The 20,270-nt window shown below is 70.8% G+C and carries 15 protein-coding genes; 11 read left to right on the top strand and 4 right to left on the bottom strand.

The window, feature by feature from the left end; genetic code table 11:
• The first annotated feature begins 126 nt into the window (after nt 1-126).
• The 3 genes from D451_RS0113145 (at nt 127) to D451_RS0113135 (ending at nt 6,880) form a co-directional block, all read left to right on the top strand.
• A complete protein-coding gene (locus tag D451_RS0113145; RefSeq protein ID WP_017534766.1) occupies nt 127-1,473 on the top strand; it encodes an FG-GAP repeat domain-containing protein in 1,347 nt (448 codons plus the stop codon).
• 125 nt (nt 1,474-1,598) lie between these two features.
• Nucleotides 1,599-4,919 carry an NACHT domain-containing protein gene (locus D451_RS0113140; protein ID WP_017534765.1) on the top strand — a complete coding sequence of 1,107 codons (3,321 nt, stop codon included), beginning with the start codon at nt 1,599-1,601 and terminating at the stop codon, nt 4,917-4,919.
• 200 nt (nt 4,920-5,119) lie between these two features.
• The gene (locus D451_RS0113135; RefSeq protein ID WP_017534764.1) at nt 5,120-6,880 is read left to right on the top strand and encodes a GAF domain-containing sensor histidine kinase; all 1,761 of its coding nucleotides are present in this window, start codon (nt 5,120-5,122) and stop codon (nt 6,878-6,880) included.
• 61 nt (nt 6,881-6,941) lie between these two features.
• On the opposite strand, the gene D451_RS0113130 is transcribed toward D451_RS0113135, so the two are convergent.
• Entirely contained in the window at nt 6,942-7,598 is a 657-nt protein-coding gene (locus D451_RS0113130; protein ID WP_014913594.1) for a response regulator, read from the bottom strand.
• Between the two features lie 329 nt (nt 7,599-7,927).
• On the opposite strand from D451_RS0113130, the gene D451_RS0113125 reads away from it, so the two are divergent.
• The 5 genes from D451_RS0113125 (at nt 7,928) to D451_RS0113105 (ending at nt 14,297) form a co-directional block, all read left to right on the top strand.
• Nucleotides 7,928-8,497, top strand: coding sequence for a pyridoxamine 5'-phosphate oxidase family protein (locus D451_RS0113125; protein ID WP_026125034.1), 570 nt, complete (start codon nt 7,928-7,930; stop codon nt 8,495-8,497).
• A 275-nt stretch (nt 8,498-8,772) separates the two neighbouring features.
• Nucleotides 8,773-11,019 (top strand): DUF6351 family protein, encoded by a 2,247-nt coding sequence (locus D451_RS0113120; protein ID WP_017534762.1) that lies wholly within the window; start codon nt 8,773-8,775, stop codon nt 11,017-11,019.
• 60 nt (nt 11,020-11,079) lie between these two features.
• Nucleotides 11,080-11,892 carry a phosphotransferase enzyme family protein gene (locus D451_RS0113115; RefSeq protein ID WP_017534761.1) on the top strand — a complete coding sequence of 271 codons (813 nt, stop codon included), beginning with the start codon at nt 11,080-11,082 and terminating at the stop codon, nt 11,890-11,892.
• Nucleotides 11,893-12,023: 131 nt separating this feature from the next.
• A complete protein-coding gene (locus D451_RS0113110; RefSeq protein ID WP_017534760.1) occupies nt 12,024-13,166 on the top strand; it encodes an SPFH domain-containing protein in 1,143 nt (380 codons plus the stop codon).
• A gap of 36 nt (nt 13,167-13,202) precedes the next feature.
• Nucleotides 13,203-14,297: a hypothetical protein gene (locus tag D451_RS0113105; RefSeq protein ID WP_014912326.1), complete on the top strand. Its 1,095-nt coding sequence runs from the start codon at nt 13,203-13,205 to the stop codon at nt 14,295-14,297.
• Nucleotides 14,298-14,390: 93 nt separating this feature from the next.
• On the opposite strand, the gene D451_RS0113100 is transcribed toward D451_RS0113105, so the two are convergent.
• On the bottom strand, nt 14,391-15,092 hold the full coding sequence (locus D451_RS0113100; RefSeq protein WP_017534759.1) for a class I SAM-dependent DNA methyltransferase: 702 nt from the start codon (nt 15,090-15,092) through the stop codon (nt 14,391-14,393).
• A gap of 445 nt (nt 15,093-15,537) precedes the next feature.
• Here D451_RS0113100 and erm point away from each other — a divergent pair, with 445 nt between their 5' ends.
• Nucleotides 15,538-16,467 (top strand): ErmE/ErmH/ErmO/ErmR family 23S rRNA (adenine(2058)-N(6))-methyltransferase, encoded by a 930-nt coding sequence (gene erm, locus D451_RS0113095; protein ID WP_017534758.1) that lies wholly within the window; start codon nt 15,538-15,540, stop codon nt 16,465-16,467.
• On the top strand, nt 16,412-16,738 hold the full coding sequence (locus tag D451_RS28410; RefSeq protein WP_017534757.1) for a hypothetical protein: 327 nt from the start codon (nt 16,412-16,414) through the stop codon (nt 16,736-16,738). Before erm ends, D451_RS28410 begins: the two co-directional genes overlap by 56 nt.
• Before the next feature lie 29 nt (nt 16,739-16,767).
• Here the strand turns inward: D451_RS28410 and treZ are convergent, their stop codons facing one another.
• Nucleotides 16,768-18,552, bottom strand: a complete 1,785-nt coding sequence (gene treZ, locus D451_RS0113085; RefSeq protein ID WP_017534756.1) for a malto-oligosyltrehalose trehalohydrolase — start codon at nt 18,550-18,552, stop codon at nt 16,768-16,770.
• A 188-nt stretch (nt 18,553-18,740) separates the two neighbouring features.
• On the opposite strand from treZ, the gene D451_RS0113080 reads away from it, so the two are divergent.
• Entirely contained in the window at nt 18,741-19,322 is a 582-nt protein-coding gene (locus D451_RS0113080) for an NADPH-dependent FMN reductase (protein WP_017534755.1), read from the top strand.
• Nucleotides 19,323-19,326: 4 nt separating this feature from the next.
• On the opposite strand, the gene D451_RS0113075 is transcribed toward D451_RS0113080, so the two are convergent.
• A complete protein-coding gene (locus D451_RS0113075) occupies nt 19,327-20,253 on the bottom strand; it encodes a putative RNA methyltransferase (RefSeq protein WP_017534754.1) in 927 nt (308 codons plus the stop codon).
• Nucleotides 20,254-20,270 lie beyond the last annotated feature (17 nt).

Genomic DNA, 20,270 nt, shown 5'->3' with positions numbered 1-20,270 from the left:
TCGGACGGCCCACCGCCGCCCGGCCCGCGTTCGCCGTTCCGGGGGAACAAGGGCGTTCCGGGCCCAACCGAACGCCGATTCCGCGCATCGAACCCCACGACCCCACCGTCGTCAGGAAGACGTGCAATGAAGTATCGGATCGCCCTTCCCCCGCTCCTGGCCGTCGCCATGATCACGGCCGCCGGTTGCGGAGCCACCACCGACCTCTCCGACGCCCGGCCCGCCAACGGGGAGGCCGCCCCCGTCCCCATCGACGTCGACGGGGACGGCTACGGCGACCTGCCGATCAGCGGTGTCCTGGGCGACCCCGAGGACGGGGAACCCTACGTGGGCGTCCTGCTCGGCGGCGAGGACGGCCTGTCCCCGGACCGGTCGGTGCTCCTCACCGCCGCCGACCTGGACCTTCCCGAATCCTCCGCCCCGCAGGCCGTCCTGGAGACCGGTGACCTGGACGGCGACGGCCACACCGACCTGATCGTGGCGGCCGACGACGGCTACCTGGTCCTCGGCGGCCCCGAGGGCCCCACCGGCCCCGCGATCCCCCTGCCCTGGCTCTCCACCGGGGTCGAGAACGGCATGGCCGCGGTCTCCCTCGCCGTGGGCGACATGGACGGGGACGGCCACACCGACGTCGCGGTCCTGGACCAGGTCCAGGGAAGCCCCATCGACGAATGGGAGAGCCGCTACCACCGCGGTCCGTTCGACGCCGAGGGCGAGCCCGCCGAGACGCGCGACCTCCCCCTGCCCGAGGAGGCCTGGGACGCCGAGCTCGCCTCCTTCGACGCCGACGGGGACGCCTATCAGGACCTCATCCTGATCAGCGGCCGGGACGAGTCCCCGGCCACCGACCTGATCCTGCGTTCGGGCCCCGACGGCCCGGCCGAGGAGGTGGTCGGCGAGACCCCGCTCTCCCACACCCGTGCCTCCGGCGACGTCGACGGAGACGGCATCGCCGACCTGCTGATCGGGATCAGCGGGATCCCCAACAACGAGCCCGGCTACGAAGACGAACTGCGCCCCGGTTACGTGGACACCCTCCTGGGTTCCGAGGGCTACCTGGACGCCGAACCGATCCGGCTGGACCGTGACGGCGAGGGCATGCCCGGCGACGCCGAGGACGGCGACGGGTTCGGCGGCGAACTGCTCGTCGGCGACGTCGACGGGGACGGCTTCGACGACGTCGTGGCGATGAGCGGCCCGGGCTACTCCTACGAGGAGGCCTTCCTGCTGCTCGGCGGCCCCGAGGGGTTGCGCGGCACGGGCACCGACCCGCTGACGGTGCCCTCCGCCCGGGACGGCTCCTTCGGCCCCCACGCGCTGATGGACTACGACGGCGACGGCTACGCCGACCTGCTGCTGAGCACCGTGTTCCCGGCCATGCCCGGCGCCTCCGGCGAGTACGCGCTCTACCTCGGCGGCCCGGACGGCTTCTCCGCCGAACCGGACACGACCTTCGACACCGCCGACCTGTAGGGGCGGACGAGGACCGGGAGGCCGTTTTCGGCCAAGGGCCGGTCCGGGCTGTGGACGACGCCCGGACCGGCCCCTCGCGTTCTAGGGTGGGGAACCCCCTGTCGTCTCCCCCCGAAAGAGACCTCGTGTTCGAAGCCGCCCTCAAGGTGGGTGTCGCCGTCGTCAAGGCCGCCTGCGGAATCTGGATCGGGAACCCGCTGGCGGAGAGCGCCGCGACCACCGTCACCGACATCGTGCGGGAGAAGGTCACCGGCGCACGGGAACAGCGCCGACTGGAGCGCAGATTCGCCGAGATCGAGGAGAGCATCGCCGAGCGGATGCTCGGCTACCTCGACCACGAGTTCCGCGGGCTGGCCGAGAACGAACGCGAGGCCGCCGTCCTGGCCGTCGCCGACACCTTCGAGCGGGCCGGGCTGACCGACCGCACCCTCTTCGAACAGGACCTGGACCCGCTGTACCTGGAGCGCTACCTGCGCGCGAAGGTCCCCCGCGCCACCCGTGACCTGAGCGCGGTCGCGGTGGCCCTGTACGACCGGGTACTGCCGGAGTCCTGCGCCTACGTGATGGCCACCCTGACGACGCTGCCCCGTTTCCAGGCCGGCGCCTTCACCGAGCTGCTCCGGCGGGAGAGGCTCGTCCTTGACCATCTGGAGGAGCTGCTGGACCGGATCCCCCGTGAGGAGGTGCGCGCCGGCCGGGAGCGGGACGCCGAGGCGGCCTTCCTGACCGCCTACCGGCGCAAGGCCGCCGAACGCTGGGACGTGCTGGAGCTGTTCGGCACCGAGGCGGGGACCCGTCGTTATCCGCTGAGCACCGCCTACCTGAGCCTCAGGGTCGCCGGGGAGTGGCGGGAGGGGGACCTCGAGGGCCTCTTCGACCGCGAGCCCCTCTTCCCCACCGGCGACCTGCGGGTGGAACAGGTCCTGGCCCGGCACCGACGGACCTTCCTGCGCGGCCCGGCCGGCTCCGGTAAGACCACGCTCCTGCGCTGGGTGGGGGTACGGGCCGGCCAGGGCGACTTCCCCGACCCGCTGTCCTCCTGGAACGGGCTCGTGCCCTTCCTCGTGCCGCTGCGAGAGTACGTGGGCGCGCCTCTGCCCGAACCCGCCGATCTGGTCCGGCACACCGGCCGCCACCTGGCCGACCAGGCGCCCGAGGGGTGGGCCACCGAGGTCCTGTCCCGGGGACTCGGGGTCGTCCTGGTGGACGGGGTGGACGAGCTCCCCGGAGGCGAACGCGAGGCGGCCCGCCGGTGGCTCCAGGGGCTGATCGCCGACTTCCCCGACTGCCGCTACGTGGTCACCACCCGTCCCGGGGCGGCCTCGGAGACCTGGTTGGAGACGGACGGGTTCGTGAACGCCGAACTCCAGCCGCTCACCGACGAGGACGTACGGTCCTTCGTCCACCACTGGCACGAGGCGGTGCGCGGCGAGGTCGCCGAGGAGGCCGAACGCGCGCTGCTCGCCCGGTACGAGACCGAGCTGACCCGCAAGGTACTGGGACGCGGCCACCTGAGATCCATCGCCTCGACCCCGCTGCTGTGCGCCCTGTTGTGCGCGCTCCACCGCGACCGGCACACCTCGCTGCCCCGGGACCGGATGGAGGTGTACGAGGCGGCGCTGACGATGCTGCTCAAGGAGCGCGACCACCAGCGGGGCGTGCCCGGGGTGGACCTGTCCCGGCGGGAACTGGTGCTGCTGTTGCAGGAGCTGGCCCGGTGGCTGATCGTCAACGGCAGCTCGGACGCCCCGATCGCCACGGCGCACAGACAGATCGCCCGTGCCCTGGCGAGCATGCACCACATCGCCGAGGAACCCGAGGAGGTCTTCGGCCATCTCCTCGTCCGCAGCGGCCTGTTGCAGAGCCCCGCGGTCGATCGGGTGAGCTTCCTGCACCGCACCTTCGAGGAGTATCTGGCCGCCAAGGCCTTCGTGGAGGAGGACAGCCTGCCGCTGCTGGTCCGGCACGCACACGACGACCAGTGGCACGAGGTGCTGGTCATGGCCGCGGGCCACGCCTCGCCCGCCCAGCGCGAGGAGCTGGTGGCCGGGCTGCTGGAGCGGGCCGACCGGGTCAAGAGCCACCGCGACCGGATGCTGTTGGCGGCCTTCGCCTGCCTGGAGACCTCGCCTCAACTGGCGCGGCGGCTCCGGGAGGAGGTCGAGGAGAAGGTCCGGAGCATCCTGCCGCCGAGGACGAAGGAACACGTCCACGCGCTGACCCTGGTGGGCGAATCGGTACTTCCGCTCCTGGCCGAGGCGCCGCCGAAGAACGCCAGACAGGCCGCCAAGGTGATCGATACCGCCTCGCTCATCGGCGGCCCGGACTCGATCCCCATCATCGAACGGGCACTGCCGTTCCGTAGTCATGGGGTCTTCCTCGCCGCGCAGAACGCCTGGGAGCACAACCCCATACCGGAGCTGGCCGAGGTACTTCTGGAAGACACCATCGAGACGTACCTGTACGCCTTCCCGATCCAGGTCGAACACCTCGACCTCGCGATCGACCGCGCCCCTGGGATCCGTCGTCACTTCATCCGGGGGCGTGGCGACGACACGATCAAGGCACTCGCGCGCGCACCGAAGCTGTCCTCCCTCGTTCTTCAGGCCGCCCCGGGGGAGCACTGGACCGGTATCGACCTCGCCCCTCTGCGCGGTATGGACTCGCTCTACAGCTTCTCCCTCTCACTGTTCGCTACCACGTCGAGTCTCACCGCCCTGAAGGACAGCCCACTGACCGATCTCTCGCTCAACCGCCCGGACCTCATCGAGGACATCGAACTCCTCGGTGACCTCACGTCCCTTGAAACAGTGGTGTTCGACGAACGGCTGCCCCGGGCACCGTTGGGCCATGTCCTGCCCTCTCACCGGTTGACGGAGCTCCGTTTTCGATATCACGAACGGCTCGACGATCTGAGCCGCCTGACCTCGATCCCCGGCGGAGTCGGCAGGTTGATGCTCGTTCACTGCCCCTCTCTGCGGAGCATCGAGGGCCTGACCTCTCAGGAGGCCTCACTCACTCATTTCTCCTGTTACGGAAGTGTCGATCACACTCTCGACCTGACACCGCTGAAGGAGCTTCCTCTCCTGGAGAACCTTCAGTTGAGTCGGAAACACCTCGGTACCGAACGGACCATAAAGACCCTGCTCTCCCTGCCCTCGGTACGCCGCTTGGAGGTGACTCATTACAGAGAGACCGCGCGTCTTCCCGTGTGGCTGCGTGATATGCCGAACTTGGAGATCATACGTGTGCACGGCGAAGGACCCGTGGATCTGACCGAACTGGCCGGGGTCGAAGGTCTCACCATCGAGATCGCCAAGTCCGAACGCCGCACGGTCATCGGCGCCGAAGGGGTCGGGGCGACCTCCCGCGTGGTGCACGAACGTCTACCCCTCCTGGTCAAGAAGGGACCACAGGACAGATGGAAATGGAAGTGGTCCTACTGACCGGTGAGCCCTCGAGGGCGAAGGGCCTCTTTCCGGAGGGCCTTGGTCCCTTGCCTCCCACTGCGCGGCAGCTCGGGAAAGGGCCTGGTCGGACGGGGTGATCCGGGACTCACGGTCAGAGCCGAGTCGGCGTCGAAGCGGGAGGAACCGGTCATAGACTCATTCCCGGATCCTTGGACGACAGCAGGAGAGAGTCCCCCATGCGCGAGACAGACGGTGGCCACGACGACCGGCGTGGACCCGACCGTATGTCGCTGCCCCAGGTGCGCCTGGACGATCTGCTCGACGAGGTCCGCTCCCGGATGAGCGAGATCTCCCAGACCCAGGAGCGCATCCGCACCCTGTTGGAGGCGGTCGTCTCGATCGGCGAGGGCCTGGAGCTGGAACCGCTCCTGCTGCGGATCACCGAGACCGCCACCCGTCTGGTCAACGCGCGCTACGGGGCGCTCGGGGTGATCGGGCCCGACGGCGAGATGAGCCGGTTCATCCCGGTGGGACTGGAGCCGGAGGAGATCGCCCGGATCGAGCACTGGCCCAAGGGCGAGGGCGTCCTCGGTCTGCTCATCAAGCGGCCCGAGCCCCTGCGGTTGAGGGACGTGCGCGACCATCCCGAGTCGCGAGGCTTCCCGCAGGGGCATCCGCCGATGCACACCTTCCTCGGGGTGCCCATCCGCATCCGCGACCAGGTGTTCGGCAACCTGTACATGACCGACAAGATCGACGGCGCCGAGTTCACCGGCGACGACGAGCTGCTCCTGCGCGCCCTGGCCACGGCGGCGGGCACCGCGATCGAGAACGCCCAGCTGTTCGCCCAGACGCAGAGCAGGGAGACCTGGCTGGACGCCTCGGGAGAGATCACGACGCGTCTGCTGTCCGGTGCCGCGCCCGAGGAGGTCCTGCGGCTGGTGGCCCGGCGGGCCCGGGTGATGGCGCAGGCCGACGTCGCGGTGATCGCCATGCCCGGGGAGGAGCCGGAGACCCTCACCGTCCGGGTCTGGGACGGCCCCGCCGAGCGTTGCGGGCCCCTCACCGCCGAGACCCGTGGGGTCACGCTGTCCCGGGCCCCCGAGACCCTGCTGGGGCGGGCCTATCTGCCCGGGGGGCCGCTGCGGACGGACGTGTCCTCCGGCGGGTACGAGGGGGTCGACTTCCTGACCCGGATGGGGGTGGGCCCGGTGCTGATCCTGCCCTTCGGGCCTCCCGACGGCGCCCGGGGCGTGCTCGTCCTCGCCCGTTTCCAGGGGGCCGAGGAGTTCCAGAACGGCTGGCCGAACATGCTGTCCTCGTTCGCGGACCAGGCGGCGGTCGCCCTGGAGTTGGCCGAGGCGCGGCTGGACTCGGAACGGTTGAGCGTGCTGGAGGACCGGGATCGGATCGCCCGGGACCTGCACGACACGGTCATCCAGCGGCTGTACGCCACCGCCATCACCCTGATGGGGACGGTGCGCCGGATCGACGACGGGACCTCCGCCGAGCGGGTCCGGAACGCGGTGGACGACCTGGACGACACCATCCGACAGATCCGGTCCACGATCTTCGCCCTCCAGAGCCCGGCCGAGCACGGTTCCTCGTGGCTGCGTTCCCAGGTGTTGGAGCTGGTCAACGCCGCTTCGGAGACCCTGGGGTTCGCGCCCCGGCTGCTCACCCAGGGGCCGGTCGACAACGCGGTCGACGAGCGGGTGGGCGGACATCTGGTGGCGGTACTGCGCGAGGCCCTGTCCAACGTGGCCCGCCACGCGGGGGCCGGTTCGGTGGACGTGGAGCTGTCCGTGGCCGACGACGAGGTCACGCTCCGGGTGACCGACGACGGTCGCGGTGTCCCCGAGGGCGTCTCCCGCAGCGGGTTGAACAACCTCGCCTCGCGGGCCGAGGAGCTGGGAGGGTCGATGAGCGTGGTCTCCGGTCCCGGCGAGGGCACGGTGGTGGAGTGGACCGCGCCCGCGCGCTTCGAGGAGGGGTAGGGGACGTGAGAAGGGGCCGGCCCGCGCCCGTCGGCGCGTGCAGGCCCCTCGTTCCCCGGGGTCAGGCGGTCGGGTCCATGGACAGGCGTACCGCGTAGGCGGCGGCCTGGGTACGCCGGGCCATGCCGAGCTTGGCCAGGACCCGGGACACATAGTTCTTCACGGTCTTCTCCGCCAGGTACATCCTGGCACCGATCTCCCGGTTGGTGAGCCCTTCTCCGATGAGCTCCAGAACGCGGCGTTCCTGGTCGGTGAGCTCCCCCAGCGGGTCCTTGCGTCCGGCCTCCTCGCGCAGGCGTTGGAGCATACGGGTGGTGGACTCGGGGTCGAGCAGGGAGCGCCCCTCGGCGACGGTCCGGACGGCGCCCACCAGGTCGGTGCCGTGGATCTGCTTGAGGATGTAGCCGGAGGCCCCGGCCATGACCGCCCCGTAGAGGGCCTCGTCGTCGGAGTAGGAGGTGAGCATGAGCATGCGGGTCTCGGGGAGCATCGAACGGATGTCCCGGCAGACGGTGACCCCGTCGCCGTCGGGGAGCCGTACGTCGAGGACGACGACGTCGGGTTCGAGCGCGGGCACTCGGGCCAGGGCCTGGGCCGCGGTACCGGCCTCGCCGACCACCTCGATGCCCTCCTCGTCGTCCAGGAGCGATCCCACTCCCCGTCGAACGATCTCGTGATCGTCCACCAGGAACACCCGGATCGTCGTGTCGCCGCTCATCGGGCGCGCACCTCCTCGGTACTGGGGGCCTGGGGCGGTGCCGCCCCGGCGTACGGGTCCGGGACCCATGCTGGTGTGCCGGCCGGGAGGGAGCGTGCGTTCGCCTTCGCACCCGGGCTCGGATCGGGCATATCCACCCTAGTCAGAGCGGGTGCCTCCAGGAGGGGGCGAACGTCCCTTTTTGTTTGAGGCATGCGTCCCTCCGGGTAGTGCGCACAAGAGAGGACCTTTGCCGTGGATCGGGGACTCGCGGCCCCACGTTCACGAGGCCGTGTCCGACGATCATGGCGGTACGAGAAGAAGAGGGCACCGGATTCGGGGGGCCTGTGATGTCTGGAACGAGCGGCGCCGACGCGTCCACCGGAGAGCGGGACGTGGCCACGGAGGCCACCTCTCCTCCGGAGCAACGAGAGGCTGTCGAGGGATTCTCCGGCACCGAACGACTCAAGGAGAGCGAACAACTCCTGCTCGGTGCCGATCTCGTCGATGAGGAACAGTCCGGTTTCACCGTTCTGGCTCGACAGACCTGTTTCAACCTGCTGGGCAAACGCAGTATCGGGCGTGTCGCCTTCACCATCGAGGGTGACGCGGCTCCGACCGTGTTGCCCGTCAACTACGCGCTGATCGACGACACCATCGTCTTCCGTTCCACGTTGGCCGGGACCATCATGCGCTACGCGCGAGGCTACGCGGCCTTCCAGGTCGACCATCTCGACGAGGAGCGCCGTGAGGGCTGGAGTGTGCTGTGCTCCGGACGTTGCCGATGGATCCGGGACAGCGGCGAACTGGATCGGATCCCGATGAATCGGCTGTCCCTCCCCTGGGCGAAGGGGCCGCGCGATCAGATCCTGAAGATCGTCCCCGGAAGGGTGAGCGGCAGGGAGATCCACCGCTCCTGAGCGGGGCCTCTCCGCGGGACGATGCGACCGTCGGTGGCCGGTGAACGGACCGGCCACCGATTCCCCGTTCGTTCTCCACCGGTTCGGGGTATCGGTGGCGATATGGGAGTGCAAAGCCCGTCTCAGCCCCGGTGTGTTCCCCTCCCCGCGCGCCGCCGTGCGGAGATCATCCCCTTGTGCGCCCGTGGTCAGATCGGCCTCCGACCTCGCCGTGTCCCCGGTCGGGAACGGCTCTCCCACCCTGGTCGTCCTCGGTGAGGCCGGCCGGAAGGCGGGTGGCCCTCGGCCTGGGGGCGGCCTTCGTCTCGACCCTGTTCGTCCTCTCCGGCAGCACGCTTCCGGACCGGGCCACCGCTCGGAGCGTCTCCCCCTCCGCCGCGCCCTCGCTTCCGGTGGAGGAGACGCGCCCCGACCGGCCGAGGATCGACGTGCTCTCCTCACGCCCGGACACCGTCATGGGCGACACCGTGCTGGTCCGGGTGCGGCCGCCACGCCCCTATCCGCCCGACGCGATCCGGCTGGAGGTGGAGGGGCGCGACGTCACGGACATGCTGCGTCCGGTCCATCTCCCCGGCGTCGGACAGGTGGTGGAGGGCCTGGTCACCGGGGTCCCCGAGGGGCGGAGCACCCTGGTGGCCTCGATCGAGGACGACGGTTCCGCGAACCCGGACGAGGCCCGCACCCCCGCGGCCCCTCCCGAACCCGCACGGCTCACCGTGACCGGACACCCGCTCACCGGCCCGGTGTTCTCCGGACCGCATCAGAGCCCCTTCGTCTGCGGGACCGAGGACTTCGAACTCGCCTGGGGCGGCCGGCTGGGCGCCCCGCTGGACGAGGATTGTTCGGTCCGGACCCGGGTCGGCTACGTGTACCGGACCCTCGGGGGCGACTTCGCGCCGCTGCCGCAGGGCGGCCGGATCCCCACCGACGTGGCCGAGACGACCACCTCCACCGGGGCCAGGGTCCCCTACGTGGTGCGGGTGGAGACCGGCACGGTCAACCGTTCCGTCTACGAGACGGCCGTCCTGCACGACCCCCGTGAGCCCGAACCCGATCCGTGGACCTCCCCCGACGGGTGGAATCGGCGCCTGGTGTACAAGTTCGGCGGCGGCTGCCCCGGTGGCTGGTACGTCCAGGGCGACCGGACGGCCGGGGTGGTGGACCACGGCATGCTCTCCCGGGGATACGCGGTCGCGTCGGCCTCGCTCAACGTGTTCGGCAACAACTGCAACGACCTGCTCGCCGCCGAGACCGCGAACGCCGTCAAGGAAAGGTTCTCGCTCACCCTGGGGGTTCCGGACCACACCCTGGGCTGGGGGCACTCCGGCGGGGCCTATCAGGCCCACCAGATCACCGACAACCAGCCGGGGCTGTTGGACGGGATCGTCGTCTCGCAGAGCTATCCGGACGTGGCGTCGGCGACCGTGCCCGCCGCGACCGACGCGGCCCTCCTGCGCGCCTACTCCGAGGCCCGTCCCGACGCGCTCACCCGTGAACAGCAGCGCGCCGTCTCCGGGTTCGGCCACTGGGAGGGGATCGGCGCGATGGCCGACGCCGCCGCCCGGATCGACCCTCGCGGGGTGTGTCCGGACGCGCTGCCCGAATCGGAGCGCTACCATCCGCGGGATCGTCCGGACGGGGCCCGCTGCGATCTGTACTCGCACACCGTCAACGTCTACGGGGTCGACCCCGACACCGGTCTCCCCCGCCGTCCGTTGGACAACGTGGGGGTCCGCTACGGGCTGTCCGCCTTGGCCGAGGGTGTCATCGACGTGGACGAGTTCCTGGACCTGAACGAGCACATCGGCGGTTTCGACACGGACGGTCGGATCGTGGCCGAACGTACCGAGGGCGACGTGGAGGCCGTCGAGGCCGCCTACGACAGCGGTCGCCTGCTGCACGGGGGCGGCGGGCTGGCCGACATCCCGATCGTGGACCACCGCCCCTACCAGAACGACGCCTCCGGCGGGGACATCCACATGCGCTACCACTCCTTCTCCACACGGGAACGGCTGCGGGCGGCCAACGGCACCGACGCCAACCAGGTGATGCTGGTGGAACGCCACCGCCCCGGCGTGTTCGGGGCCGACCAGCCGGTGGCCGGACGGGCCCTGACCGAGCTGGACGCCTGGGTGACCGCCGCCGCGCAGAGCTCCCGCGCCCGCCCCGGCGGCGAGCCGATCGAACACCTGGAACGGACCCGGCCGGACTGGCTCACCGACGCGTGCTGGATCGAAGGGGAACGCGTGGTCGCCCCACAGACGACGGCCGGGCCGGGCGAGGGCGACCGCTGCGCGGACGCCTTCCCCGTGTACGGTTCGCCGAGGACCGCGGCGGGCGGTCCGCTCGCCTCGGACGTGCTCAAGTGCCGGCTGACCCCGTTCGACGAGGCGGAACAGCCCGTGGAGTTCGACGAGGGGCAGACCGAGCGTGCTCGGGAGATCTTCTCCGAAGGGGTGTGCGACTGGTCGGAGCCGGGTGTCGGACAGCGCCCGCCCAAGGGGCCCTGGCAGTTCTTCTGAGGGGCCTGATCCGGGGAAATCCGATGGCCCGGGGCCGGTCCGCCACCGAGGATGGGTCCTATGAGTCCATTCGAGGGTCTTCCCTCCCCTGAGAACGACGTCGAGGTCCTGGAGGGCGGCAACGTCTCCGAGACCGTGCTGCGCGTGGGGCGCACCGTGCGCAAGCCCTGGCTGCGCTCCTCCTCCACCGTGGCCGAACTCCTGCGTCACCTGCGCCGACACGGCCGCGCCGAGGTGCCCGAGGCCTATGGGCGCGATGCCCTGGGGCGGCAGAGCCTGGAGTTCGTGCCCGGCGTCATGGCCGATCGGGCCGCCCCGATGACCGAGGAGGAGCTCCACCGTCTGGGCGCGATGATCCGGCGGCTGCACGACCTCACCCTCGACTTCCGGCCCCCGCGAGAACCGGTGTGGGATCCGCTCTTCCCGCCGGAGAAGCCCGAGGTCGTCTGCCACAACGACCTCGCCCCGTGGAACCTGGTCCGTTCCGAGACACCCCGAGACGGCGATGAGGAGCCCTGGTGCCTCATCGACTGGGACGGCGCCGCGCCCGGAAGCCGGATGGGGGACCTGGGGTACGCCGCCCATGGGTTCGTCCCCTTGCACGCGGGCGGCGACCCCGGGATCGACGGGCGGCGGCTCCGCGCCCTGGCCGAGGGGTACGGCTGCGACGTTCGGCAACGGCGGGAGCTGCCCGACGCCGCCCTGCGCCGGGTGCGCGCCATGTTCGACGTACTGGAGGAGGGTGCCCGGACCGGACGTATGCCCTGGGCACGACTGCACGCCGAGGGGCACACCGACCATTGGGGCGCCGCCGCCGACCACATCGCCCGCCACCGGGAGGCCTGGATCCGGACGCTCACCGACGCTCCCTGACCGCCGCGGGGCGAGACGCACACCAGACCCGTCGGCCCATTCGTTATCCGCTTCGTTATCCGCGAAGGGCAACAGGTCCCGGCTCCGCCACGTCGAATGACAAGGCGGTATCGACACATTGGGAGTAGAACTTGAGTTTCTTCGACGCGCTCAAAGGCGAGCTCATCGACATCATCGAGTGGACCGACGACAGTCGGGACACCATCGTCTGGCGTTTCCCCCGCTACGACAACGAGATCAAGATGGGCGCGAAGCTGGTCGTGCGCGAGTCGCAGATCACCGTCTTCGTCAACGAGGGGCGCATCGCCGACGTCTTCGCTCCGGGCACGTACACCCTGGAGACCAAGAACATCCCCATCCTGAGCACCCTCAAGGGGTGGAAGCACGGTTTCTCCTCGCCCTTCAAGGCCGAGGTGTACTTCGTCAACGTTCGGCAGTTCACCGACTTCAAGTGGGGCACCAAGAACCCGGTGATGCTGCGCGACCCCGAGTTCGGCGCCGTGCGGGTGCGCGCCTTCGGTGGTTTCAGCGCCCGGGTGGTGGACCCGCCGCTGTTCCTCACCGAACTGGTGGGCACCGACCCGCAGTTCCGCACCGAGGAGGTGGAGAACTACCTCCGGCAGATGGTCGTCAGCCGGCTGGGGAACGCCCTGGCCACGGCTGCCAAGGACATCCCGGTGCTCGACCTGGCGAGCCACCAGGACGATCTCGGCCGTGACCTCGCGGGCCGGCTCAGCCGGGACATGGCCTCGGTCGGCCTGGAGATCCCGAACTTCAACATCGAGAACATCTCCCTTCCCCCCGAGGTGGAGAAGGCGCTGGACAAGCGCACCCAGATGGGCATCATCGGCGACATGGACCGCTACGGCAGGTTCCAGGCCGCCAACGCCATGGAGAAGGCCGCCGGGACCGAGGGCGGCGGCATGGGCGAGGCCATGGGGATGGGGATGGGCCTGGGCATGGCCCAGCAGATGGCGCAGCAGAACCAGGTCCCCGGAGCTGCTCCGCAGCAGCCCGCCCCCGCACAGCAGCAGCCGCCGGCCGCGGCCGCGCCGCCTCCCCTGCCCCCGCAGGAGCAGTGGCACGTCGGTGTGAACGGACAGCAGCAGGGGCCCCTCGACCGAGGCGGCCTGGTCCGGCTGGCCTCCGAAGGCACCCTGACCCGACAGAGCCTGGTCTGGCGGAACGGCATGCCCCAGTGGGCCCCGGCGGGAGAGGTGCCCGAGCTGGCGGATCTCTTCGCGCACACCCCTCCGCCCATGCCCCCCGCCTGACCCTCGCCGCTTCGAACGATCCCCCCGAGGACCACCATGACCGAGAACACGACCACGCCACCGGAGGGCCCTCGTGTCTTCCCCTGTGGAGGATGCGGGGCGAGACTGGAGTTCGCCCCCGGCACCGAGAGGATGCTCTGCCCCTACTGCGGGCACACCGACGAGGTGGCCGCCCCCGAGCGGCGGATCCGGGAGCACAAGGTCCAGGACCTCTTCCGGCGTACCCCGATGGCCGACCTGGTGCCGCACGAGCTCGTCTGCCAGGGCTGTGGGGCGCATCTACAGAGCGACCAGCTCGCCCACAACTGCCAGTTCTGCGCCTCTCCTCTGGTCATCGACCCGGCTTCCGAGGACGTCGTACCCCCCGAGGCGGTGCTGCCCTTCGCGGTGGACCGCTCCGGTGCCCGAGGTGCGCTGGCCTCGTGGACGAGGACACGATGGTTCGCCCCCAACAGTCTCAAGAAGGTGGGCGAGGCCGAGCGGCTCAAGAGCACCTATCTGCCGCACTGGACCTTCGACGCGGCGACCGCGTCGGACTACAAGGGCCAACGCGGGGAGTACTACTACGTCACCGAGACCTACACGACCCAGGAGAACGGCAAGACGGTCACCAAGACCCGGCAGGTGCGCAAGACCCGGTGGTATCCGGCGAGCGGCCGGGTCTCCCGGGACTTCGACGACGTGCTGGTGAACGCCACCACCAGGCTCTCCCCCGAACGCGTGACCGCCTTGGAGCCGTGGGACCTGAAACAGGCGCGTCCCTTCACCCACGCCTACCTGGCCGGGCACGAGGCCCTGCGCTACGACATGGAGCCCGAGGAGGGGCTGGACCGGGCCAAGGGCATCATGGCGAAGCAGATCGACAAGGACTGCCGTCGCGACATCGGAGGGGACGAGCAGCGGGTGCACTCGGTCTCCACCCGTTACTCCGACGTCACCGGCAAGCTCATGCTGTTGCCGGTGTGGGCCGGGGCCTATCTGCACGGCGGTAAGAGCTACCAGATGGTCATCAACGGGCAGACCGGCGAGGTCCAGGGCGAACGCCCCTACTCCGCGGTCAAGATCGCCTTCGCCGTCCTGGCGATGCTGGCCGTGGTGGCGCTGCTCGTCTACATCTACCTTCAGGGCTGAGGGGGCGGGGGCGCCCCCGCTCGATCGGCCCGGCCGCCCGACCGTCGATCCCGGCGGTCGGGCGGCCGCGTTCCGGCTCGGAGCGGTCGGGGTTCAGTCGGCCCGGGACCAGACCAGGGCCATGGAGACGGGATGGCCGCGAAACCTCTCCCACTTGGGTTTGACGCTCACCCACGCGTCGTCCACGACCGCCTCCGACATCTCCTCCAGACGCCACCCGTGGGCCAGGGCCGCGCGTACGTGGTCGCCGATCAGGTGGACGTGGGTGGCGATGGCGACGTCCTCGCCGGAGTCGTCGGTGAAGTGGGTGGGCATGCCGGAGACCATCATGAACTGCGGGTGGTAGGCGACCAGGACGCAGTGTCCGCCGGGCGCGGTGAGTCTGCGGGCCTCGGCGTAGTACGGGTCGAGGTCGGGCAGGTGCTCGTCGATGAGCGAGGAGATCACCAGGTCGTACCCCTCCTCCGGCAGCCCGGTGGAGCGCACGTCCCCCCGGGTGAGGGAGTCGTGGGCTCCACGTTTCTCGGCCAGGGCGAGCATCCCGGTGCTCAGGTCCACCCCGTCCACGTGCCCCACACCGTGTTCGCGCAGCCAGGTCCCGGTCCTGCCGGTCCCGCAGCCCAGGTCGGCGGCGCGCTCCACCCCGCCCCAGTCGGGAACGGCGAGCCCGTCGAGCAGCGCCAGGTCCATGGCGTCGGGGACGGAGTCCTCGTAGGTCGCCGACCAACCGTCGTATCCGGTGGCCACGTCGACGGTCCGGTAGTCGCGGGTATCGAAGAGCGAGAAATCGGCCATGGGGGCGAGTATCCCCGGGTCACGACGGTCGACGCCACCCCTTTTCCCCTCGCCCCGGGGCGCCGGAAAACCCGTTGCCCTCTCTTCGCCGTCGCCTCTAGGGTGATGTCCATGGGAGCATTCCAAGCGATCTTCAGGGGCGCGCAGGCCTGGCCCGCGGTCGCCCACGCACGGCTCCGGTCCGCTCTGCCGGACCGGTGATCGGACCCCTCTGAGGGCACCGCCGTTTCCGCGTTCTCATCGTGCGCGACGTCGGCGGTGCCAAGGGGGTCCCCTGTCTCGATACGACCATGCGCCGGTCCAGGCCCAGCCGACGTCCCTCTTCTCTTCGGACGTACGGCCGGTGGACCCCGTACAGATCCTGTGACACGCCCGTGCCGGGCGTGGGTTCCGTCGTGCCGTCGTCCTCGTCGGCCACCGACCACGGTGGCGGAACGGACCGCGCATGGCACGCTCCCCTCGTCGAGCCCACCACTCCCACGATCCTCGTCGTCCGCGTCGCTCGAACGACGATCGGCGGCGACTGTCCCAGAACTTCCTCACCGATCCGGCCACCGCCCGCCGGGTGGTGCGCATCGCCCGACCGGCCCCCGACTCCACCGTCGTGGAGGTGGGCCCCGGAGACGGCGCGCTGACCCGTTTCCTCGTGCGTGAGGCGGGTCGGGTGATCGCCTACGAGATCGACCCGACCCTGGCCGCCCGGCTGACCGAGCGCTACCGGGAGCGCGCCCCAGACGTCCGGATCGTACGCGGGGACTTCACCCGGGCGCGCCCGCCCCGCTCCCCCTTCTCGGTGGTCGGCAACATCCCCTACTCCCGTACCGCCGACATCGTCCGCTGGTGCCTGAACGCGCCCGGTCTGACCTCGGCCACGTTCATCACCCAGTGGGAGTACGCGCGCAAACGCACCGGGGCGTACGGCCGGTGGACCCTTCTGACCGTGCTGGCCTGGCCCGAGTGGTCGTGGTCCCTGGAAGGCAGGATCGGCCGGGAGAGGTTCCGGCCGGTGCCACGCGTGGACGCCGGTGTGCTCGTGCTGCGCCGCAGGGAGGAGCCGCTGCTGCCCAGGGAGGACCTGCGGGAGTACCGCCGTCTGGTCGAGATCGGTTTCGGAGGGGTGGGCGGTTCCCTGTCGGCGTCGTTGCGTCGCGCCTATCCCGCGCGGCGGGTCGCGTCGGCCCTTCGGGAGGCGGGGGTGGATCCGTCCGCCCCGGTGGGTCTGGTCGCCCCCGACCGGTGGGTGGCCCTGGTCCGGTCCCTGACCGGAACGGGCCGGGGCGGGCCGCGAACCGTCGTGGGCACGGCGGGATCACACCGGTATGACGATCGACACCCCCGAGCTCGCCCGGACCGCCCTCGCCGCGAGCGATTCTGACGCTACGACAGCCTCCCTCATCTTCTTCCTCATCATCGTTCCCAGCGTCCTCGTCCTCATCATCATCGGTATCGGCTCCTCTCGTGAGAACCCCGAGGGTTATCGGAGGGATCCGCGCCGTGGAGACGGGGCCTTCGCCTCGAGCGGGGGCGAAGCCGGTGGTGGAGGAGGAGGCTGGTCCATCGGCGGAGACGATTACTCCGCCGACTGCTCCGACGGAGGCGCCGGTGACGGTGGAGGTGGCGGAGACGGTGGGGGCGGGGGCTGCTGATCCGGGTGAGCGGACCCCGCCCACCCGGGTCAGACGCGCACGATCGCGAAGAACTCGCCCGGCACGTCCAGGGCGGCCCCGTCGATCCTCGGGTACCCGTTGGCCAGCAACAGTTCCCGAGGGGCGGCGTCCAGCTCCACCACGGTCTGTTCCTCGGAGAGGTTGCAGACCACCCGGAGCGAACCACGGGTCAGGACCAATCGCCGGCCCTCCCGGTCCGCGTCGACTCGGAAGCGGTCCAGGCGGGGGTCGCTCAGCTCGGGTTCGGCCCGCCGCAGGGCGATCAGGGAACGGTAGGTGTCCAGGATCAGTCGGCCCGCCTCCCGGTCGGCCTCGGACCAGTCCAGGACCGCCGCGTCACGGGTGGCCGGGTCCATCGGGTCGGGGATCTCCTCCTCGTCCCACCCCAGGGCGGCGAACTCGCGGCGGCGACCCGTGCGCACCCCTTCGACCAGGTCCGGGTCGGTGAAGGATGCGAAGAACGGCCAGGGTGTGGTGGCGCCCCACTCCTCCCCCATGAAGATCATCGGGGTGTAGGGGGAACAGAACACGATGGCCGCGCCGCAGGTCAGGAGGCCGGGCGAGAGGTGTTCGCCCATACGGTCTCCCCGGGCCCGATTGCCGATCTGGTCGTGGGTGGAGAGGTAGCCGAGAAAACGGTGGCCGGGGATCAGGTGGGTGTCGACCGGAGCCCCGTGCCGACGTCCCCGGAACGAGGAGGGCCCGCCGTCGTGCAGGAACACCCTGCGCAGGACGTCTGCGAGCACCCGGGGTCCGGCGAAGTCGGCGTAGTAGCCGTGCTTCTCCCCGGTCAGGGCGACGTGCAGGGCGTGGTGCAGGTCGTCGGACCACTGGGCGGTCATGCCCATCCCACCCGCCTCCCGGGGCAGGACGGTGCACGGATCGTTGCGATCGGATTCGGCGATCAGCGACAGCGGGCGGCCGAGCCCCGTGGCCAGGGCGTCGACCTCGGCGGAGAGTTCGGCCAGGATCGGGACGGCCCGGTCGTCGCGCAGGGCGTGCACGGCGTCCAGCCGCAGACCGTCCAGGTGGTAGTGGCGCAGCCAGTCCAGAGCGCCCTCGATCACCAGGGCGCGGACCGGGTCGGAATGGGGTCCGTCCAGGTTGAGCGAGGGCCCCCAGGCGTTCTCGCCGGAGAAGTAGGGGCCGAAGCGCGGCAGATAGGCGCCCGAGGGGCCGAGATGGTTGTAGACCACGTCGAGCAGGACGGCGATCCCGTGGCGGTGGCAGGTGTCCACGAACCCCTTGAGCGCGTCGGGGCCGCCGTAGGGTTCGTGCACCGCGGACCACAGGACGCCGTCGTACCCCCAGCCGTGGGTGCCGTCGAAGGCGTTGAGCGGCATGAGTTCGACATGGGTGACCCCGAGCTCGACCAGGTGGTCGATCCGGTCGACGGCGGCGGTGAGGGTGCCCTCCGGGGTGAAGGTGCCCACGTGGAGTTCGTAGACGACGCCCCCGGCCAGCGGCCGTCCGGTCCAGTGGCCGTCCGCCCAGACGAACTCGTCGTGGTCGTAGACGCGACTCGCGGAGTGCACCCCGCGGGGTTGTCTCAGCGACCGGGGGTCGGGCAGGGGCCGCTCCCCCTCGTCGAGGAGGTAGGCGTAGTCGGAGCCCGGCCCGGCCCCGTCGACCGTGGCGTGCCACCGTCCTCGAGCGTCGCGTTCCATGGGGTGGTCGACGCCGCCCACTCTGACGCGTACGCGTCGGGCCTCGGGGGCCCAGACGGTGAAGTCCCCGTGGACTCCGCGTCCGGGTGTGGCGGGCGGGTTCGCTTGCGTGGCCAGTCCGTTCACGCAGGTGGGTCTACCCCGCGTGAGGGACGGGTGAACCGAACGTCGCAGGTGGGAAGGGTGCTGCGCTCACATCGCCCCGGGTGGGGCCGCATCGGCGCCTCGGTGAGCAGGGTCGGCTCCGGGCGTGTCGGGGGTTCCGCGCGGGTAGGGTCTCGGCGGACACGGCGAGCGCGAGGGGACACGGGCGTATGGCGGAGCGGACGCTGTTGGGGATCTGTGGGAGTCTGCGGCGCGGGTCGTTCAACGCGGCGCTGCTGCGTCTGGTGCCCCGGGTGGGATCCGACGTCACGGTGATCGGCGCCGACCTGGCCGGACGGCTGCCCCTGTTCGATCCGGACGTCGAGAACGACGAGTCGTCCTGGCCCGATTCCGTGCGGGGGTTCCGCGCGGCGGCGGCGCGGGCCGACGGGGTGGTGATCGCGACGCCCGAGTACGCGCACGGGCCGGCCGGGGTCACCAAGAACGCCATCGACTGGCTGGTGGGTTCCGCCGGTCTGATGGGCCGGCCGACCCTGTTGATGAGCGCCTCCCCGGGACAGGCCGGGGGTATGCGCGCCCACGCTCCGCTCATGCCGACGTTGACGCTGTTGGGCGCCGTCCTGGTGGACTGCGTGGTGGTCTCCCGCGCCGGCTCGCGCGTGGACGCGGGGGGCGAGTACGTCGACCCGGCGGTGGTGGAGCGGGTGCGGCTCGCGGTGGCCGAGTTGGAGGACGCCCTGGCCTACTCCGAGACCCGCCGGGCCGTCTCTCCCCTCGAAGACCCCCTCTGAGCCATCACCCGTCGTGCCGGGCGCGTCCCCGATCGGCGACGGTGGCGATCTCGGTGCCGGGGAGGGGGCGGTAGCGGCCGATGCGGACGGAGGCGGTGACCCGTACGGGTTCGGGGAGCCCCGAGACCAGTCCGGCCAGCCGTTCGGAGGTGATGTGACGGGCGCTGGGGCCCATCCCGACGACGGTGAGCGCGTCCTGGCGGGACAGGTCCATGGTGAAGCGCAGGGTCTCGGCGCGCTCCGGGGAGAAGTGGCCGTGCAGCCCCTCGGCCAGCCGTTCGTCCTTGCGGGGGTCCACATCCAACAGGCCCAGCGCGGAGCGCAGCTCGGTGAGGTGGTCGGCCTCGGGGGTGACGACCAGGAGCACCCCGGCCGGGTCCAGGATCCGGTGGAACTCGGCGGCGTTACGGGGCGCGAACACGTTGATCAGGGCGTCGGCGGAGCCGGTGGCCAGGGGCAGGGGACGCCAGGAGTCGGCGGTGATCGCACCGGAGCGCTCGTGCGCCTTGGCGGCCTTGCGCGCGGCGAACTTGGACACGTCGGTGGTGAGGCCGACCATGCGCGGCGACGCGTCGAGGATCAGGGTCAGGTAGTGGCCGGTACCGCCTCCCACGTCGACGACCAGGGGTTCGTCGACGGTGAGCTCCTCGTCGAGGGCGCGGGCGAGCGCGTGACCGATGGGGTCGTAGTGACCGCCGGACTGGAAGCTCAGCCGGTCGGCGACCATCGCCTTGTCGTCTCCGGAGCCGGGCGGCGTGCGGCCGGTGAGCAGCCCGACGTACCCCTCGCGGGCCACGTCGAAGCCGTGGCCGTTCGCGCAGGACGGGCCGCGCTCCCCCGTTTCCAAGGGGAGTCCGCAGACGGGGCAGGTCAGGACCGCGGCCACGGACGCGGGCATGCGCGGTCGGGGTCCGGTGTGGGTGTTCGCCATGATCGCGGCAAGCCTAC

The organism is Nocardiopsis alba DSM 43377, assembly GCF_000341225.1.
Taxonomy (GTDB): domain Bacteria; phylum Actinomycetota; class Actinomycetes; order Streptosporangiales; family Streptosporangiaceae; genus Nocardiopsis; species Nocardiopsis alba.
Note: the sequence above shows the minus strand (reverse complement) of the source record. Positions and strands in the feature narration are given on the sequence as shown.

Coding starts and splice junctions, on each gene's coding strand:
- D451_RS0113145 (WP_017534766.1), top strand. CDS start 127: ATGAAGTATCGGATCGCCCTTCCCCCGCTCCTGGCCGTCGCCATGATC.
- D451_RS0113135 (WP_017534764.1), top strand. CDS start 5,120: ATGCGCGAGACAGACGGTGGCCACGACGACCGGCGTGGACCCGACCGT.
- D451_RS0113130 (WP_014913594.1), bottom strand. CDS start 7,598: ATGAGCGGCGACACGACGATCCGGGTGTTCCTGGTGGACGATCACGAG.
- D451_RS0113125 (WP_026125034.1), top strand. CDS start 7,928: ATGTCTGGAACGAGCGGCGCCGACGCGTCCACCGGAGAGCGGGACGTG.
- D451_RS0113115 (WP_017534761.1), top strand. CDS start 11,080: ATGAGTCCATTCGAGGGTCTTCCCTCCCCTGAGAACGACGTCGAGGTC.
- D451_RS0113105 (WP_014912326.1), top strand. CDS start 13,203: ATGACCGAGAACACGACCACGCCACCGGAGGGCCCTCGTGTCTTCCCC.
- D451_RS0113100 (WP_017534759.1), bottom strand. CDS start 15,092: ATGGCCGATTTCTCGCTCTTCGATACCCGCGACTACCGGACCGTCGAC.
- erm (WP_017534758.1), top strand. CDS start 15,538: ATGGCACGCTCCCCTCGTCGAGCCCACCACTCCCACGATCCTCGTCGT.
- D451_RS28410 (WP_017534757.1), top strand. CDS start 16,412: ATGACGATCGACACCCCCGAGCTCGCCCGGACCGCCCTCGCCGCGAGC.
- D451_RS0113080 (WP_017534755.1), top strand. CDS start 18,741: ATGGCGGAGCGGACGCTGTTGGGGATCTGTGGGAGTCTGCGGCGCGGG.
- D451_RS0113075 (WP_017534754.1), bottom strand. CDS start 20,253: ATGGCGAACACCCACACCGGACCCCGACCGCGCATGCCCGCGTCCGTG.